This window comes from Halorubrum sp. 48-1-W (assembly GCF_003287355.1).
GTDB lineage: Archaea > Halobacteriota > Halobacteria > Halobacteriales > Haloferacaceae > Halorubrum.
The window spans coordinates 94,403-111,952 of the sequence record NZ_QMIM01000003.1; the positions used below are offsets into that span (position 1 = coordinate 94,403).

Sequence of the window (17,550 nt, forward strand, 5' to 3'; positions counted from 1 at the left end):
TGGATAGCGATTAAAGAGAAGAGAAATTTTAGTGTAGAGGATATCATCGACGTTAGTCTCGGAATTCCTCATCGAGGAGGTTGCGCTCGGCGGGATCGCCGTCGTACGTGAACGAGACGAGTTCGTGGAAGTCTTGATTCGTCCGATCCTCAAGATACACGCTGTAGTCCGTGTCCGCGTCGGGTTCGTCATCTTCGCCGTAGCCGAGGACGAGATACTCGGTCTCCGTCTCGTCGACGACGAAGTGAGACCGATCGACAAACCACTTATTCTCGACTCTGTACCAGCCCTCGTCCTTATTGATATGGAAGATGCGGCCGTACTCTGGGTTTCCACCGTTTTTCGAGACTCTGATGGGATACATCGTCGGAACGGTGTACTCGTCGGAACTCTTCCAGTCACCGATATCGACGGCCAGATCGAAGGTAAGGTCGACAAGCCAGACAGGGCCGTGATATTCGGTGTCATCCTCGTATTCGTTAATGATACGGTAGAAATGGTACGGGTCGGAAACCGAGGCGGTGAGCGGGAAGACAGGCTCATCCGAGTCAGGCGTCGGGCTCGAACTCTCCCCACCATCATTCGTCCCGCCACTAGCGCTGGAGCTGGAGCAGCCGGCGATCGCGGTGATTGCTCCAGCGCCGGCGAGCGCACCGGTCTCCTGGAGGAATGACCGGCGACCGAGAGTACTGTTCGAGTGCTGTGCGTCCGCAGAGGTATTGTTGGAGTTCATGATTGGAATGAACGAAATCGACCGAGAACAGCGGTTACGCCGCCTCTCCGATCTCCATCACTCCTCTTCAGGGCCCAATACTCACACGATGCCGAGGAAGGAGCTTGGTGGGTGTTCATAGTCAGAACTAGCAGTGAAACGCAGGCATAACTCTTCGCGAACCACATTCAATGTAGCCGCCACATTTCACGGTGTGCGGCGGGTGCTCTGACCGCAATTGGTGACGTTGACGGTATCTCCAGACTGAGATGGAGTCGTATGTAAGGCTGAAATCCTACGTTACAGTACGAACGTAGGTGCCGTTTGTTGTTGCGTAGGACAAGAACGGAGCGCCGGAACTGACACCCGTCTAAAACTACTGGCGGATGGTCGAATGGGTACAGAAAGTGACGATGCGAGAGCCAGGTGCGTCGTCAGACGTGGGATTGGCAATACTGGCCGACGTCCAAGGACCACGCTCTCAAGCGTATGGTCGGGTCGGCTGTGACTCTCGACGGGGACTCTGCGATGAGTTCGGTGGCGTTGCCAGATTGCTTTCCAGTGTTGATATGAGTGGACACGGGCAGGACTCGTGCCAAGACTCCGGGAACGGAACCGATGGAAACAGAGTCGAACGGTCGGTGAGGGCTAGCGATTGATCGTCGTGAGGCCCGCGATCTTCAACGAAGGCAGTGATAAGCCGACCTCATCGATGGGGCGAGCACTAATAGATGGTCGAATCGCCCCCTCACCTCCTTCGGGGGGCAAAAACTGGAGAAAAGAAGCGCCAGAGGGAACCAGAACTGGGTAGAAGCTAGTCAAGAGTCAAGAGCCGATGTAACAGCATACCGCTTGAGACCAGCGAAACCGCAGTCGTGCCGGAGGCACTCGGCAGATTTTCGATGTACAGTGACGCCGTGCCGGAGGGCGACGTTCACCCTAGCCGGACGGGAATATCCCGCGCCGCCCTTACTGGGCGGGAGCTGGCTCCGACTCGATGTCGCTGCCGGCAGGCGCGAGGTCCTCGGCTGTCGCCTGGACTGCCGCTTCGATGGCCGAGGTATCGCTGTTGTAGACGCTGAGAACGGCGTCCGCTGCATCCGATTCACCGCTCTCGAGCGCGCCGAGTCGCGCCCGGGTCGCGTTAATGGTTTCAGCCATCCACGAGTCGCGAATCTCCCCGCCCACCGTCGAGATGTGCTCGGGCTGGATGGAGACGTTCACGCCGGCGTCCGTCTCGTACTGGTGGACCTTGCCGACCACTGCGACGAACGACGGGGTCTCGGCCGAGCGGAGCACAGCCATCGGCTCCTGCTGGTACTGCCCCGCGTAGATGTTCACAACTTCACCACCTGCCATGACGCGCCCCTTCCAGAACTCGGAGTCATCGCCGACATCCGAGGTTTCGATGAGAGCACCGACCACGAGCACGCGGTTGACCGCCTCACCCGAGGGGAGTAGCGTGAACTTTGGCGCACGATCGTCGCCCTCGTCCTCTGGGCGGGTGAACGAGTGGGTCGCCATGTTCAGCTCTTCAGCGAACACGCGCTTGGCGGGTTGGCGCTGCGTGGCGACGTCTTCGAGGGCTGCGTTACTGAGGCCGGCATTCTCTCCCGAGTATGAGATCTCCTCGACCTCGTCGACGAGGAAGTACTCGCCGATGACCGGGCCCCGGATGTCGTATGTCCTGCCGATGAGCAACTCACGGAGCTCCGTTTCGACGACGCTGGGATCGAGGGCCTCGGAAGCCATCTCTATGGCGTCATCGAGACTCACTCCGGAGACTGCCTCAGTCATCTCAGCGTTGAACAGCGTGCGGACAGCACGGTTGCCATCGTCAAGGATGGCCTTCAGGCGAAGATCAAACACGCCATCGACATCACCGTGTTCGGAGCAGCGACCGTTCTGAACGACACGCGTGCAGTCCTTGCTGGGGCAGCGCTTGATGAGACCCGAACCCTCATCGAGGCCAACGAGCGTCCCAGTGGCACGAATCGACCCGTCCGTGGGTTCGACGGCCTCCTCGGACTCCGTGACGCTACTCGCCTTGTTGAGCGAGATGGAGTACTTGCTCTCGTACTCGTTCGTGACCGCCGAGGTGATGTCGTAGGTGACACCCTCCTCGAGGGTCGGGAGCGAGTCGGTGTTCTTCGCCCAGACAACGAACTTCATTTGGGCCGTTTCGTCGGCGATGAGGCCGACCTGCCGCATGGAATCGGAGTGCGGCTCCCAGAGGTCGACGATCTGCGCCCGGACGTCCACCCATTCCTCGTCACCGAGGTCCGAGATATCCTCGAGAGCTATCCGGTCGAAGCCTCGGGAACTGCTGTTACCGGTGCCGACGAAGCCGGCAACCGCCTTGACCCCGTCCGAGAGGTCGCTGGATTCGAGGTCGTGGTCGTCGATGACGTTACGAACTGTCGTCTCGACCGCCGTCTCGATCGGAACGGAGAACTCCTGCATGGCCGCAATCCGCTCTTCAATGCTTGACACGGGGATCTCCACGCCCATCTCGCCGAACTCGCCGCTGATGTCTTCCGCGCGCTGTGCTACGTCTGTGGTAATGTTTGTACACATGTTTGTCACTCTCTGAGGGGGTTTCTGAGAAACGGCTTCGGGACTGGGCACTCGACCGTCGCGCCCCACCCCACCCGCTCTCCCTCACCCCCTTTGGGGGCTAATACTCACGGGAGACGCAAGCAGGATAACCGGAAAGCGACGATTGGGACATCCCGACCGCCGCCGTATGGACTGATTCGCTCCGAGGTTGAACCCCGGATCTCGGCGAGAATGAACGCAGTCACCGCTGCGCCCCTCTCTGACTTCCCTCACCCCTCTTTGGGGACCAAAACTCACGCTGCGAGGAGCTGGGGAAACCGAGAGAACAGAGGCACTTTGCCCGTCCGAGCCGTCTAGTCGGAAAGCAGTACGTACAGAATCGCGTTCACATCCTCGACGACTAGAAGGTGTAGTCGTCGCGATCGCGAGCTTCGGCACACGCCTCGCAGAGGATGTCGAATGGCGGCCACCCGGTCAGTCCGTCGGCATCTTCGAGGAGCGTGGTCGGGACCAGGCCCGACATCCCACACCCACCGTCACACGACGCCCAGGAATGGCTGACCGCGGCGAACGTCTCGCCATGTGGGTCATGGTCGGGCTTCCTGAACTCGGGGCCATCGCCGGTCTTGAACTGAACGCTCACGGGTTCTCGCGGCTCAATTTTGGCTTCGGTCGCTGATCTGCTGAAATCGCTGTCGATACGCCGCTCATCGGGGTTGATGTTGTCGTACATCTCACTTCCCTCACCCCCATTTGGGGTCCAATACTCACGCTGCGAGGAGCGGGGGTACACACGGAACGAACGGCGCGATCAGCCCGCCGGCCGAACAGTTCGGAACAGCGCCGTTACCTGAAGAGACGCGAGAGGAAGCCCTGTTTCTTGCGTCGTTCGCGTTCTTCGGCCTTGATACGTTCGTTCGCCTCTTCGTACTCCTGGAGGACGGCGTCGATTCCTGTGAGTGTCTCTTTTGCTGTCTGTGCGTCTTCGCGCCGAATCTTCGGACGCATAATCTGCTTGACTCGCTTCACGGGGTCGTCTGGGAGCTCGGCAGCGTCTCTCGAGAGCTCCCCGAGGTGCTTGAGTTGCGTACGATACTGAGCGCGTTCCTCCATCAGCTCATCCATCGTTTCGAGGTAGACCCTGAGGACAAACCGGAGGCGTTCGTTCTCCTCGCCCTGCTCGCTGAGTTCGGCGAGTTCCCTTGATTGCCGGTCGAGTTTCCGAGCGAGAATTCGCTGGTCTTCACGAGCGAGACGCATTGCCTGGTCGGTCGCGGAGTAGCCCCGGATCTCACCGATGGTCCAATCCGCTGGGTACTTCTCGTCATCATTGAGCGTCGGGTCGGTGCGTTCCCATCCCGGCCCGGCGTCGCGAGCGGACGCTTCCATCATTCGCTGGGTGCTCTCGTCGAGGTCGGAATCGGTGTCCACCCCACGCGGGTCAGCGGGTTCGCGACCATCCGTCGTCGGCGGCGCGGCCCCTGGCCCGGCCGTTCTCTGCCCTGAGACAGGACTATCATCAGCACTTGTCCCAGCTGTCGTGGAACCTTTGGGTGTGGTCGTCGACGAAGCGGCGTCATGACTATGGGCCCGGGCGTGGCTGTTCCCCTGTTCCGGTTCCTGCCTAGTTGCGTAGGCGTCAGCGACTGCTGCCGGGTCGCCATCTTTGTCGGGGTTGACGGGAATGAACTCTTCGTCGTCCTCGAGGTTAGGATGGACATCGGTATTGACGGCGGGGGATCCCCCGTTCGCCCCTTCGCTGTGCAGTGGGTTTGTCTCGTCCGTAGCGGCGTTGACAGTCTCGGACTGCTCGGAATCGGAGCCAATCTTGAAATCCATCGGCGGGAGATCGTGGTCGTCCGCCCCCGAGGATGACGATGAATCCGAGCCGTTGGAATCGGCCTTCGAGAACTTCACACCATCTTTGCTCGGGACTTCGTAGTAATCGTCCACCCGGAGGAGTGCACGGGCGAGCGTGACATCGCCGTAGGTTGCGCCACTCGCGTAGTGACGTCGCTCCCACTTATCGCGGTGCAGGCCGGATTCCTCGAACAGTGCGTTCATCCGTTTGGGGTCTTTCGCCGTCCAGAACGCGAGGTTGTGAGCGAGCGCCATATCTGCCTCGGACTGGCTTGGATAATCGGCGTCATGGGACCCCCACATCGAGGCGTCGCCTTCGTAGAGACGCTGCCTGCGGTCACCTCCCTGAGAGTCGAACATCCGCGTGAGTATCTCTTGATCTGATAGGTCCACACCGGGTCCCGCGAGGTCGGCGAACGTACTCGGACACTTGGAGGGAAGGTACTTCGTCGCGACCCGCTCGAGGGCCTCCTTGATTGCGGGGTCGTGGATGCTCTTGAAGGCGTCTCCATAACGCTCAATGAGCGAACTCGCACTCTGCTGCGCCCGGGCCTCGATGCCGCGGCGACCATCCGCGTCACCTCTGCTTTCTGAATCTTCAACTTCTGTCCCTCTGGTGAGAGTCGTCTGTCCATCTGGTCTCACGCCATCCTCGATGAACTCGCGGTGAACGGTCTCTATCTCATCCTGACGCTTCCGGATTTCTGTGGGGGTTCCCTCGACGTGAGCACCAGTCGTAGCGAAGTACCGTCCGGAGTCATACATCTCAATAGGGCCCTTCCGGTTTCCGCCGGGCGGAAGTTTCCCACTTGCGAGGATATGCACACCAGTCCCGGAAGCGGAAACCTCCGTATATGAGTCGACCTTGTCGATGATTGTTTGCGTCCATTCCTTGATTTCACCAGTATCAGAATCACGACAGTTATCGAGGTCGATACCGACGATGGTGACGTCGTCACTGAAGACGAACCCCAGACCATCGGCGTTCACGCGAGAGTCGTTGAGTGAATCCCAGGCGGTGTCGAAGTCTCGGCGATGTTCGGGGTTGGTAACGTCGGCATTAATGTCACCACTCGTCCGATATGGTTTAGTCGGAATCTTGGTAGATTTTCCGTCACGCATACCTTCACGCCAGCAAATCCAATTCCTGATAGTGCGGATTTTGTCCGGGATCCCGTCTTTAGCTACGTCTACTTTTGGCATGGATATTACCTATTGTCAGTCCGCCTCGTCGCCTCGTTTCGTCGGGCGAGACAAACCGATTTCGTCGATTTTCCCCGACTCAGGGCGAAAACCAACAGACAGCACACGAATTGTGAGGGAATGATCCCCCTCCCGTATCCAATACTATGTAAAATCACTCCGGAGGTGTCGAATGGAGCGATCTGGTTGGTTGATAGCCTGTCTAAAGCGCTTTGCGCACGTGCGCTAAGTGCTGACGCTGAAGGGGTGTTAGAAAAGGCGGATTCTGACGATAGAGCTCCCATACTGCCGATGCGCGTCACACGCGAATTTTGCGCGAAGTTGCGAGCATTCGAAACCCCCGCAAACCCGGTGATTTCGCTTTGACCCTCGAAATACCGTTTTAGAGCCTCTAAAGTGCCTTGAACGCGCGCGCTAAGTGCTGACACTGAATAGGTGTTAGAAAAGGCGGATTTGCGGGGTACAGCGTCCGTACTACTCGTGCGCGCCGTGGGCGGACTTTTTTCGAATGCATGGATGGGACTAGTCGAGATCATCGAGGAGATTTGGAGCGCCGACGAACGTCCACTCACCATCTTCACCCCAAATGGCTTCGGTGAGCTTCTCGTAGGTCCGCTTACTTCTCTTGGGGGGCAGTTCGTCGATCCGGCCAGCATTTGCGAGGGCTCGAGTGATATCCCATGCGACTGATAGATTAGGCACAATCCAGATTTTCTTCTCGACGTCGAACCTGTTGAAGTCGTCATAGTGCTTGACCATCAGCGAGGGATGGACGTTTGAGATGACCTCTCCAATAATGACGGGATCTTTGCCATCGTAGCCGACCACGTCTGGCTTCACATCAGTCCCGTGAAGTGGTGTATATTTTTTAACAAAATAGTGCTTGTTCGGGTCACGGGCGAGTGAGCGAGCGAACGCCTCTACCATCACCTTGTGGTAGGTCTTCTCGTTCACATCGCCCTGGTCTTCGCCCGTCGCAACCTTCGCTCCACACGCTCGCTGGCCGTCGCGAGTCACAGTGTAGTAGACCCGCAGATTTTCGGTCTGCTTCTCGAGGTAGCCGAGTTCGATGAGTTTCTCTTTGTCTACCTCATCAAACTGATTTTTTATCCTCTCCATCGAGTTCACAACGTCGTAGGCAGGGTGGTTGCCGTTGACTGTGGTGACAATCGCGGTCAGGAAATGGCGTTCTTCAACTGTCAGACTCTTATCTATACCTGATCGAGTCTCTCTATCCTCTTTGTCGGGACTCTCAGCGGCGTTCTCGTTGGGTGCATCAGACGCACTCTGATCGTCTGTATTGTTGGCACTTGTTCCTCTCTCCTCGTCGGTGTCTGTATCGTCGGTTTTGGACGGATCTTCGGAGCTAGGGTCAACTCCACCGTAGAGAAAGCCGTCAACTCGATCTCCCAGATTACTGTCTCCTTCATCAGCTGATCGTGGAGCCCCGCCATCGGTCTCGTTTTCATCGCTCGTCTCTCGCGGCGGGCGGCGTGAACCGAGATCGTCTGTGAGGTCGTCTGCGGGAACTCGACTAGCCCCTGATTCGGCCTGTTCGCCGTGCTCGTTCGATCGGGGTTGTCCCTCTGTGTTGGGGGTGTTCGGACTCCCCGTGCCGAGTTGCGTCTGAGGGTTGGACCCAGTCTTCTTGCCTTCGCCGTTTGCGTCTCGGTTCTCGCCGGACACGCCAATCTCGAAGTCACGATTCTGGCTATTTTCACTACCGTTGATGCCGTGTCTGTGTTCGGCTGAGAGCTGCTCGTCGGAAGCGTCGGTGTTGCTTCCGGGTAGCAGGCAGTGGTCACGCCGCGTAGTACGGGTAATTTCTGCGTTGATGTCGCTGAAGACATGACCCTGCGTCGACACGGTCTTGTTGATGACGGGGTTGTCGGAATCGCTGTGACCGTCGGGGATATCGACGGGGAGCATCGTCACGATTTCGGGGATATCGGTCATGAACCCGGTGTCAGGGAGTTGAGCGACCCATTCTCCACGCGGGAGCGACGTGATCCGGTCGACGAGTTCCTCATCCTCGATGCCTTCGTGGAACAGCGTCATCACGAGTTCGTCGTCGACGGCGAGTTTCCCGATGAGTTTCGTATTAATGTTCCGCAGAATTTCCTTGTACGAGGAGACGTCGAGGGCATCGGCCTTGACCTGCTCTGCGAAGTGGACGATGACTTCGAGGGAGAGACCGAATTCACGCCCGTCAGGAATCATGTCGTCGCGTACCAGTTCGGACTGGAGCATCGCCGCAGCTTCGTCGATGATGAGGTTGATAACGTATCCATCCTCGACCGGCGGGGTGTTCCTGAGTCGATGACGGAGACGAGCGCCCGACCAGATGTAGTCGAGCAGCATGAAGGTAAACAGATTGCTCGAGGCGGGCCGGAGGTCACCCGTATCGACGAGGACGACCTTCTTCGAGGCGAGGACGTCCTGGATGTCGAACATCGGCGATTGGTTGGCGTAGCAGCCCTTCTCGCCGTTCCACTCGGGAACGAAATTGAGGACACGCCAGACAAAGCTCCGCTCAGCGAGCTTCGTGATGCGGTTCATCACAGCATCGATCGACGTTTGGAACCGCTGCTCGTCGGCGTGGAGATGCCGCGTGAGAGCGAGGCGAAGCGTCCGGTCGCTCACTTCGGGGAGTTGGCCCTGCTGCATCTCGTAGGCAACCTGGAACAGGTCTTGGATGGGCCATGCGTCCCGGCCGTACACGGGGTCGAACATCGCCTTGATGAGGTTGTTGAGGATCTCTTGGGCGACGAACGCCTGCTGGGTCATTTCTCGGCCCAGCACGTACACGAGGAGTTCGTTGTAGCGGTCAACTTTCTCTTGGACGGCGACCGTGCGTGAGACGCCGGCAGCGAGTTGCGGTCGAATGTCGAAGTACGGGAAAGCAAGTACCTCGTCGTTCGGCCCCGGAACGGGGACGTGGAGAACGTCATCGAGGTTGCCGAACTTCTTGAAGTGTGCTTTCTTGTACTCGTCGGCCATTGTCCCACCTTTCCGGTCGAAGACGAAGATGGGGCCGTCAAACGATTGGTAGGCCGACAGCGCATCGTTGACCATTGCGGTTGTCTTCCCGCCGCCCGTCGTCGCTGCGCGGAGGATGTGGTGCGTCAGCTGCTCTGCACTGAGACGGATGGGAATGTCTCGCCGGTTGTCGACGGCGGTCTCGGCGTATCCGATGTGCATTCCATAATCGTACTGCGAGAGCAGGTCCTCATCTGTCGCCGTGAGTGGCGAGCGAGCGTCGGGTGACCCGCCCGAGGACCCACGCGAGGCTCGCGGGAGGGCGTCCGTGTGTGGGACGACGACGAAGTTCGCGAGTTCGTCGGGAGAGGCACAGATGAGTGGGTCACCTTTACTGAAGCGCCCCGTAAAACCGCTGATGCTGGCCTGACGGGCGTGGCACAGGCGGGCGAACTCTTTGCTGTTGAACCCGAGGAGTTCCCCCTCGATGCCATAATATGGCCCCGAGAGCGACGTGAACGCGTTTGAGATACTCTGGACAGTCTGTTCGTCGCAAGCAGCCCGGAGTGTGAGGTCGAACGTTGTGGTGGGTTGTTTGCGGTCGATCTGTTCCATCCGCGACCCCGTGATCTTGTCATCATCGCCGGCGCTGACGGACCCTCCGACCTGCTCGGAAATGTCTCCACGGTGGATGTTTCGGCGTTCCTGGTCGGATGTTCCAAACATCTGCCGGGCAAACTCGTTTTTAAACGCGGAGAGCGTCCCGTGGTTACCCATTTTGAGGTTCCGCTTGTGGGTTTCAGCCTCACTAGTCCAGTTAGAGCGTGGCCTGAAGGTGGCCTGGAAGATGAACGGATCGTCGGTGTGGACGGCCTGCTCAAGGAGCACACTGAGCGGCGAGCGATACTGATCGTCGCTGTCGATAGCCAAATCGCTGAACGGCCGAAGCAGCGTCATCCAGTCGTCTTTTTTTGAGGCAATGCCTTTCCACCGGACGAGCGAGGGACGCTTCTCTTCACGGATTTCCTCGGGACGGAGCGGAACGCCTTCCCTGACGAGCTGTTCTTCAGCCTGCTCAGAAGAAAGATTGTGCCCGCTTCCAATACTATGGTCCACAAAAACCTCGGGGTCCTCGAAGCCAGCGAGGTTCTCGAGGTCGATAATGTCGTCGAGCGTAGCGATACGTCGCCCGCCAACGCGGGCGTTCCCGTCTTCTGAGGCAAACGCCGCGACGGGGTTGAACGGGACGATCTCGAACTCGAAGGACTCGGGATACATCGCGGCGACGTTTGCGGCGAGCGTCTTGAACGCAGTCGCCTCGTAGGGCGTCACGGAGATATAGAAGTCGAAGCGCTTCGTGTTCCGCGGCTTGTGGATGATAAACTCAAACGTCTTCTTGTAGTCCTTGATGCCGAGGCTGGCTTTGAGATTGAACCGCGAAGTGCTCGTCACGCCCGCCCGGTACAAGCCAAAAAGCCCCGCGATGACGTTCCCGGGCGTGACCTGCTCACGGGCGGGTGAGATGTGGATATACGGCCGGGCTTCGATCGGGTCACTGAGTTTCTTTCCCGGCCCAGTCGTGCCCTTGACCTCGTAGGATGTGAGTTGCTCCTCACGCTCTTCGTTCTCCTGATCGACCCCGTTCTCGGTCGGAGGGATGCGGTCAAAGTTGGTCGGTTCTTCCTGATTCTGAGTGGGGTGGTCCCGTCCCGATTCGGTCGAGTCTTCTCCGCGCGTTGACGACAAAGAGTTGATGCGATCGTGGAGGGTGTCCTGTTCATGATCGTCCCGATTGGGGTCCGTGGATGGGGGAGTCATTGGCCCACCATCTTCTTGCGAGTAGACACACCCCTCCGCCGACACTGTACAACGGTCGAGTGCGTCCCAACCCATCGGGCGATTCGGTTAGATAGGCACACTATTGGACTGTTTGTTGTCATTTTGGATTGTGTTGTGTCGTTTGATTCAGCCGCTACTGGATTGTGACCTAATTCTCCCCACAATTGGAAATTCGGACACGAGCGGCGAGCGGGGAAGGCGTCCGTACCGTCTAGCCCGTCTAGACGGTTTACGGGGTGGCGATCCACTCCAAGACAGCCACGAAGATCGTGACGCCGAAGTAGAAAATCGTCATGCTCATTCCACCAATCATGAGCCACATCCCGTTCTCAGCGCGGTCGGAGTTTTTCCGGGCAGTGAACCACACGATCGCGCCAAAGGCGAGAGCCACGAGGCCAGCGTACTTCAGAACGAGCAGGACGGTGTCGTATAGATTGGTCATGATACCCTCGAAATCGGCTGGGGGCCCACTCTGCGCGGCGACTGGATCCACGAAAACGACTAGGACGAGGATTCCCAAGACGAGGGATGTGCTGTGCTTTCTCAGGAGTTTCTTTGTTCGGAGGGTGCTCATGTTACCCACCGGGAAGAGGTGAGAATCTATTATAAAGAAGAGTAGACTACATCTAATGTGGCAGATGTAGAACGGCGGTTTCAGGGTGTCAACGGGCGGGATTACGGGGGTTTTCACCGGAACAGTTATGTGGTTACCAATAGCACACCTAATTGTTGGACTTGGAACACCCTCCAGTGCCTCCTTGTCCATAGGTGATTGCAGTGCCAACAAACAGCTCCAAGCCCACCTCGAGTGATAACACCGACCGCGACCCCGAGACGACGATCAACATCTGCCTCCACCGGGATACGCATACGCGGTTGACCGCCTACAAGAACGACAACCCCCTGATAGAGAAGTCGTACGACGAAGCGATCAACGAAATCCTTGAAAAAATCGACTTCCCACAGGCTGAAATGATCGAGAACAAGTACCTTCCGTCAATGTCCGACGCACATCCTAGCGACTCAGACTGAGACGAACGACCCACCTACAACATGTTCTTTTTCACGCTGGTTTCCTTTCCCCACTGACGTAGCACGGTATTACGGAGAGCTGGCCGTCGGGCGGCGTTTCGAATTGATCGGGACATCGTTGTGAGGGCCGCTACTGGAGGCTATCGATATCCCACCTGTTTCGGTGCGCGGGGGGCCCCACCGGAACTCGACGGTATCACCGACGTCGATGCCGTTCTCGGTGGTCCAGTAGTAGGGGACTTCGAGGACGTATTTCGACTGGCCCCGGTACTCTGTGAGGGGATCCCTGTTTTTGAGTTCAGCGTGGTGGATCACGGTGATCCGCCCCTCCTTGTCGATAAAGATGATATCGATGGGGAAGGCCATGTCCCGCATCACGTAGGTGCGTTCTCGTTCTGTGTCGTGGAGAAAAATCATCCCGTGACCATCTTCGAGGGAGTCAGTATTCGAGAGGCCGGTGTATTGTTCTCGCCATGTGGCGGCGACATTTCCCTCGACGGACGCGAGGTAGTCGCCGCTCTCATCGTAGATGGTCGCAGTCCCGTAATCGGGAGAAGTCAGGTCTGCGTGAACAGTATAGCCGACCCATACGACCATCGGTACGAAAACGACGATGAGGATAGCGATGACCCAGGGGTTCTTGAGACGGTCAACAATTCGCCGAGCGATTGTGTCTTCAGGGAGCAACGGTTGGTTCGTGGGGCCGTACTCTTCTTGCTCCTGATCAAATCCCTGTTCTTGCCTGCGGTCGAGATTTCCATCACAATCTCTTCCGGCGTCCGGGCGTTGGCCGTTGCCGGTCATAGCAAAATCCACGCGAAAACGCTGAACACGTTGCCTCCGATGCTTCCACCGATGAGAGTAAGCCCCATTACGATCCCACGACGGCCGCGAGACTCGGCACGCGAATCGCGGCTGCCGAACGCCCACCACGTCACACCGATGATGAATAAGACGAGGCCAAGGCTGTGGAGGACGATGCTGAGAGCGGTGGCGAGCTGGGAGAGGTTGCTTTCGTGAACGCCGGTCACGGCGCCGTAGGGCCACCCATCCGGGAGGAACTTGCTTCCGAGGATGAACACGAGAACCTCGTAGATGACGTCGATAGCGACGATCGCTATGTAGCCGGCTCCGCCACCGACGGCCATCCCCCGGAAGCGGGCCATCGCTCGAGGACTTTTCGCGTAACCCCACCAGCCGATGATACCGATGACGAGCGCAATGAGGGTTCCGTAGCGCCCGATAATGGTCGCGATTTCGAGGAGTTCGATTGCGGGCTCAGTAAATTCACTAACCTTGCTCATCCTGATTTCCCCTTGCTGGTGCGACGACGCATCCGCACCCACCACACGGCGAAGATCCCGAGGGCGAGCCACTCGACGAAGATGAGAACATTGCTGATTGATGCCGAGATGTATTCCCCGACTGCGCCAACGGCCTCGAAATCGAGGGGTGAGGGCGGCAGGATATAGAGGAGTCGGTCACCCTTGTAGTAGGGGTCGCCGGGTGACCAAAACACGTCGCCGTCGTAGCGAGCGCGGAGAACCGATCCGTCCCACGCGATCTTGGCACGGCCATTATTGTCAGTCGTAACCGTCGATGTCGTTCCGTCATCTTGGGTGACAGTGATTTCCTTATTTTTGATGGAGTTGCCGTCAGTGTCCGTGAGAACGAGGACGCCATCGTGATCCGCGCCGGTAGACGAGACATTAACCTCTGTCATCTGGAGGACGGTTGACTCGTATGGTTGGCTATAGACTTCGAGCTGGTCTTCGCCGGAGACTGTCTTCCCGTCGAGTGGAGCACCGAACGGATTCGAGGCGTCGACGGTGACAGCTTCACCTGTGTCGAGATCACTCGATCTGACGTCGATGACGTGATGTCTGTAGAGGTCGGTCGGCTGATCGTTATCGGGATCGTTGACGTTGGCAGGAAGTGGTGCTCCTGGGAGCGTCGTCGAAACTTGGCTATCGACGGTCTTCGTGTATCCCCATACCTGGTTGTCTTCACCCTTCTGTGGGAAAGCGGCGGTGACGTTGGCGACGCCTGTCTCGTAGCGGTAGATGGCAGGCCAGCGGTCGTTGTGGGTGTGCGTCGCGTTGTGGGAGGTTGACCCGCCTCCGGTGAGGACTTCTACCTCGTCGTTGCGAGAGATACCGTAGAACCGCCACGGAGAGGTGAGGTGGATGGTTTTGTTGTCGATATTGACACTGATTCTTCTCCAAGGGTCGCTCGGGAAGTCTTGATTGCCCTTCCACCTCACGGCGAGGCGGTCGTGACCAGCGCCGTCGATGTGAGCGACATCGATCTCGAGATTCGGGGAATCCCAGTCCGTGATGGTGACGGGGACGCTGTATTTCGTCGTGTGTGTGTTTGTGCTCACACTCGTTCGCGACCATTCACTGCATTTCGAGCTGGTGACACCCCACCGAGTTTCGACTTCGCTGGTGACTTCGAGGGTCGCCGTCAGGGTGTAGTCCCCTCGAGGATATTCGAGATTTTTACTCGATATAGATTCAATCGCGATCCAAGTTACCTTACCGAATCGGTTCCATTCGGACTCGCCCGTGAATCCGGGACGATCGAGTCGGACGGATGTGACGTTCGCCGTCGAATCGAGGAGATCGTATTCGGCCCACTCGGTCTTCGGGTATGTGTGGGTGTGGGTACTGCCACCGTGGGTGTGCGATCTCGTACACGTGGCACTTCGACTAAAATCCGCTGGGGCAACCGCCCGGTGGTCGTAGGGAACGTACGCACCCCGGGTCGGGGTTGACCCGGAAACGTATCTATCACGATACCAGGCACCGCCAAAGAGGTCGTTGATGCCGACCCATGCCTTGCGGACTGTGTTGAAGTCGCTCTGTCCCCATTTTCGGGACATACTCGCGCCGCTCGAGGTGGGGTAAAGCTCCCTGCCGTTCATTCTCGGGATGGCGATCCGATCTGAGTCCTGCGCGTACTTCGTGTATTGTTCGGCCGCGTGGAGGTTCCGTGAGATGATGCTCTCGTGTTTGGCCTGGTGAACGAGGGCGTCATCAGGGTTTGAGACGTAGAGTTCTTCGGTGTCTGGATCCCATTTCACGTCGGCGTTGTAGACGGGTCGCCACTCACCGTACTGGTTGGTGGCACGCACGAACCACTCACCATCGTTGCTCCTAGGCCCGTCGTAGGTGTTGTTGGCATGTACGTTGATAAACTGCGTTTCTGTGTAGAACGGCATGCTGGAGTAGGGTTTCCACTCATCCTGGATGGGAATCGCGTTGTAATCGGAGAGGTCCGTGATGTAGACATCGCTTGTTGTGGAATACCGAAGCGATTGCGAGGGTGACAGTGTAGCCCGCCCGAGGTCGACTGGGTAGGCCGGGTAGTCGTTCTCGAAATAGCCGGTGTAACTGACATCTGCGGGATCGACATCCGCGTCGTTGTTCGCGAGAACACGATAGGTTTCGTCGTAGGTCTTATCGACGCCAGTCTCGGGACTCGGAATGTCATAGATTGGGCCGATACCTGCGGCGTAGACAACGGTGACGGGTGCGATCACGAGGCTGGTCGCTAAAAGGACCATCACGAGGATGCGGAATCCGTGTGACCAGTCCCGGAAAGCGTTCGCGGTGGCCTTCATCCCCACACTAGTTGTGGTAGTGAGTTTCGCTACACACGCGGCGTAGATAGCGTATATACGTCGTCTAAGCCTATCGGCCCAACTGTCCTCGTGTGCCGATCCAGTCTCTCCGTCTCGACGTGAATCAGCCTGAGAGGACATAGTGGATCAGGCTGATGAAGATCGGGAAGGCGAACCCAATGATTGTGAGGACGAGCCCGGTTGTTGCCATCGCGAACCCTCGACGGCGGTTGTTGACGGACGGGCTGATGAAGTACGCAATTATGCCGATGACAAGCGTGATAAGACCCGTCCACTTGAGTGCGCTCCCGACCCAACCAGGGAGTGTAACAGCGGCCTTTAGATCGGAAATAAGCGTGCTGAGGTCGGGGCCACTCTGGAGTGGGATAACCGATGCCTGCTGTGTGTGGGTGTCGGTATGCAGGAGTGCGCTCGCCGCAGTATCAACGACAGGATGTAGGAGAGGACCGTAGCTGTACCCGACGAGTTCTGCTAGTATACGCGTGAACGTGGAGATGGCCCGATACCATCCGAGTGGTACGAATGGGCTGGTGATTCCTCGAATGTATGTTCCTGTAAGATGGGAAACATTGGTACTTACCGACAGTACTCCACCGACGGGAATGAGCCAGTCGATAAACAGTTCAAGCGCCTCTAGTTGGAGGGGGTTCATGAGATGGTGTTCTGTCGTCGCCAGCGGTGTCGACGACGCTTGGAGTGGCTAATCTGAGGCTATCTGCGACTAAATATTCTCTTTACCTACACCCTCCACATGCGCTACATTCGCCACAGTTGTTGTAGATTTGAAAAGTCCTTAACTGCCTGCTGCTTATGAAGGCCGATGGCAAGTCCTGCTAAAATTCAGTCGCTCACCGATACGTCGAGTGACGGCTCGCCCCTCCAGGACGAGCGCGAGTCGCCTGCACGTGACGATACGTGCGAGGGTGACTGCGTCTGTCCGGTGAGCTCCAAACAGGGCACGTCCTCTAGCCCGGAAATGCGAGCACCCTCCCATGCCTGAAATTCAAGTCGACTGGTACTCTCGGGAAGAAGCTGACCGCCTACGCGACCTCCGTGATCGGCACGGGATGATATGGCGCGGCGTCCTCCTTGAGGGAGCCAAACACGCAGAAAGTATAGACCTCCTCAAAGCCCTCGTTGAGTTACACCCAGAACTTGCATACTCTCGACCGGGTGACCACGCTGGCGTTTCTACCGAGCGAACAAATGTCACCGAGCAACTGCACGAGCAGATTCGCGAACGGCAACGTGCCCGCTCAACGACCGAAATCCCACTGTCTGGCTTCACAGATACGGATGTGGACGCTAACGCGAACGGCAGTAGTGACGTCGATAGCAAGGGTGATAGTGATCATAAGGATGCCGAGCACTTTGACGTGAGTGCTGCCGTCGCTCAGGTGCAGGAGAATCGCACCCCCGCTCCCAACCATATGCAGCGGTCGGTTGCGGCCGAACGTACCCGGGAAAGAGAATACGAGCGTTGGGATGCTCAAGCGGCACAGACCGCCGAAGATGGTGGACCATTTCACCCCGCGGACGCACACGAGGATGTCGAAGATGTGCTTCGACACCACGGCGACCACGACGAGTGGGATATGGTCGACCCGCGCTATGATTACGAGGGCTATGCTGACGAATACGACGGTGATTTCCGATGAGTCGGTCGTCGAGTCCCTCGGACTACAATACGCGAATCAATATCCCATCTCAAGAGGAGTAT

The 17,550-nt window shown here is 57.9% G+C and carries 12 protein-coding genes; 2 read left to right on the plus strand and 10 right to left on the minus strand.

The genetic code is table 11. The features are described 5' to 3' along the window. Positions 1–52: 52 nt before the first annotated feature. The 6 genes from DQW50_RS02370 to DQW50_RS17560 all read right to left on the minus strand — a co-directional run bounded on the left by DQW50_RS02370 (position 53) and on the right by DQW50_RS17560 (position 11,918). On the minus strand, positions 53–733 hold the full coding sequence (locus DQW50_RS02370; protein WP_112077711.1) for a twin-arginine translocation signal domain-containing protein: 681 nt from the start codon (positions 731–733) through the stop codon (positions 53–55). Positions 734–1,681: 948 nt separating this feature from the next. Further along, on the minus strand, positions 1,682–3,289 hold the full coding sequence (locus tag DQW50_RS02375; RefSeq protein WP_112077712.1) for a hypothetical protein: 1,608 nt from the start codon (positions 3,287–3,289) through the stop codon (positions 1,682–1,684). A 382-nt stretch (positions 3,290–3,671) separates the two neighbouring features. Continuing rightward, positions 3,672–4,004, minus strand: a complete 333-nt coding sequence (locus DQW50_RS02380; RefSeq protein ID WP_112077713.1) for a hypothetical protein — start codon at positions 4,002–4,004, stop codon at positions 3,672–3,674. A 113-nt stretch (positions 4,005–4,117) separates the two neighbouring features. After that, entirely contained in the window at positions 4,118–6,253 is a 2,136-nt protein-coding gene (locus DQW50_RS02385) for a hypothetical protein (protein ID WP_127341301.1), read from the minus strand. A 603-nt stretch (positions 6,254–6,856) separates the two neighbouring features. Continuing rightward, complete coding sequence (locus DQW50_RS02390) at positions 6,857–11,131, minus strand: hypothetical protein (RefSeq protein WP_112077715.1); 4,275 nt, start codon at positions 11,129–11,131, stop codon at positions 6,857–6,859. 250 nt (positions 11,132–11,381) lie between these two features. Then, on the minus strand, positions 11,382–11,918 hold the full coding sequence (locus tag DQW50_RS17560) for a hypothetical protein (RefSeq protein WP_120083793.1): 537 nt from the start codon (positions 11,916–11,918) through the stop codon (positions 11,382–11,384). 11 nt (positions 11,919–11,929) lie between these two features. On the opposite strand from DQW50_RS17560, the gene DQW50_RS02400 reads away from it, so the two are divergent. After that, positions 11,930–12,184: a hypothetical protein gene (locus tag DQW50_RS02400; protein ID WP_112077717.1), complete on the plus strand. Its 255-nt coding sequence runs from the start codon at positions 11,930–11,932 to the stop codon at positions 12,182–12,184. A gap of 69 nt (positions 12,185–12,253) precedes the next feature. On the opposite strand, the gene DQW50_RS02405 is transcribed toward DQW50_RS02400, so the two are convergent. From DQW50_RS02405 to DQW50_RS02420, 4 genes are all read right to left on the minus strand, one after another. Beyond that, positions 12,254–12,988: a DUF192 domain-containing protein gene (locus DQW50_RS02405; RefSeq protein WP_112077718.1), complete on the minus strand. Its 735-nt coding sequence runs from the start codon at positions 12,986–12,988 to the stop codon at positions 12,254–12,256. Then, complete coding sequence (locus DQW50_RS02410) at positions 12,985–13,488, minus strand: hypothetical protein (protein ID WP_112077719.1); 504 nt, start codon at positions 13,486–13,488, stop codon at positions 12,985–12,987. Before DQW50_RS02410 ends, DQW50_RS02405 begins: the two co-directional genes overlap by 4 nt. After that, positions 13,485–15,815, minus strand: a complete 2,331-nt coding sequence (locus DQW50_RS18050) for an Ig-like domain-containing protein (protein WP_198664575.1) — start codon at positions 15,813–15,815, stop codon at positions 13,485–13,487. Before DQW50_RS18050 ends, DQW50_RS02410 begins: the two co-directional genes overlap by 4 nt. Positions 15,816–15,933: 118 nt before the next feature. Then, positions 15,934–16,482, minus strand: a complete 549-nt coding sequence (locus DQW50_RS02420; protein WP_112077720.1) for a hypothetical protein — start codon at positions 16,480–16,482, stop codon at positions 15,934–15,936. 340 nt (positions 16,483–16,822) lie between these two features. On the opposite strand from DQW50_RS02420, the gene DQW50_RS17565 reads away from it, so the two are divergent. Then, positions 16,823–17,488: a hypothetical protein gene (locus DQW50_RS17565; RefSeq protein WP_127341302.1), complete on the plus strand. Its 666-nt coding sequence runs from the start codon at positions 16,823–16,825 to the stop codon at positions 17,486–17,488. The last annotated feature ends 62 nt before the right edge of the window (positions 17,489–17,550 follow it).

Bases quoted from the DNA above. Each gene is read 5' to 3' on its own strand.
- DQW50_RS02370 (WP_112077711.1), bottom strand. From the start codon at position 733: ATGAACTCCAACAATACCTCTGCGGACGCACAGCACTCGAACAGTACT.
- DQW50_RS17560 (WP_120083793.1), bottom strand. From the start codon at position 11,918: ATGGACAAGGAGGCACTGGAGGGTGTTCCAAGTCCAACAATTAGGTGT.
- DQW50_RS02385 (WP_127341301.1), bottom strand. From the start codon at position 6,253: ATGCGTGACGGAAAATCTACCAAGATTCCGACTAAACCATATCGGACG.
- DQW50_RS02410 (WP_112077719.1), bottom strand. From the start codon at position 13,488: ATGAGCAAGGTTAGTGAATTTACTGAGCCCGCAATCGAACTCCTCGAA.
- DQW50_RS02375 (WP_112077712.1), bottom strand. From the start codon at position 3,289: ATGTGTACAAACATTACCACAGACGTAGCACAGCGCGCGGAAGACATC.
- DQW50_RS17565 (WP_127341302.1), top strand. From the start codon at position 16,823: ATGCCTGAAATTCAAGTCGACTGGTACTCTCGGGAAGAAGCTGACCGC.
- DQW50_RS02380 (WP_112077713.1), bottom strand. From the start codon at position 4,004: ATGTACGACAACATCAACCCCGATGAGCGGCGTATCGACAGCGATTTC.
- DQW50_RS02420 (WP_112077720.1), bottom strand. From the start codon at position 16,482: ATGAACCCCCTCCAACTAGAGGCGCTTGAACTGTTTATCGACTGGCTC.
- DQW50_RS02390 (WP_112077715.1), bottom strand. From the start codon at position 11,131: ATGACTCCCCCATCCACGGACCCCAATCGGGACGATCATGAACAGGAC.
- DQW50_RS02405 (WP_112077718.1), bottom strand. From the start codon at position 12,988: ATGACCGGCAACGGCCAACGCCCGGACGCCGGAAGAGATTGTGATGGA.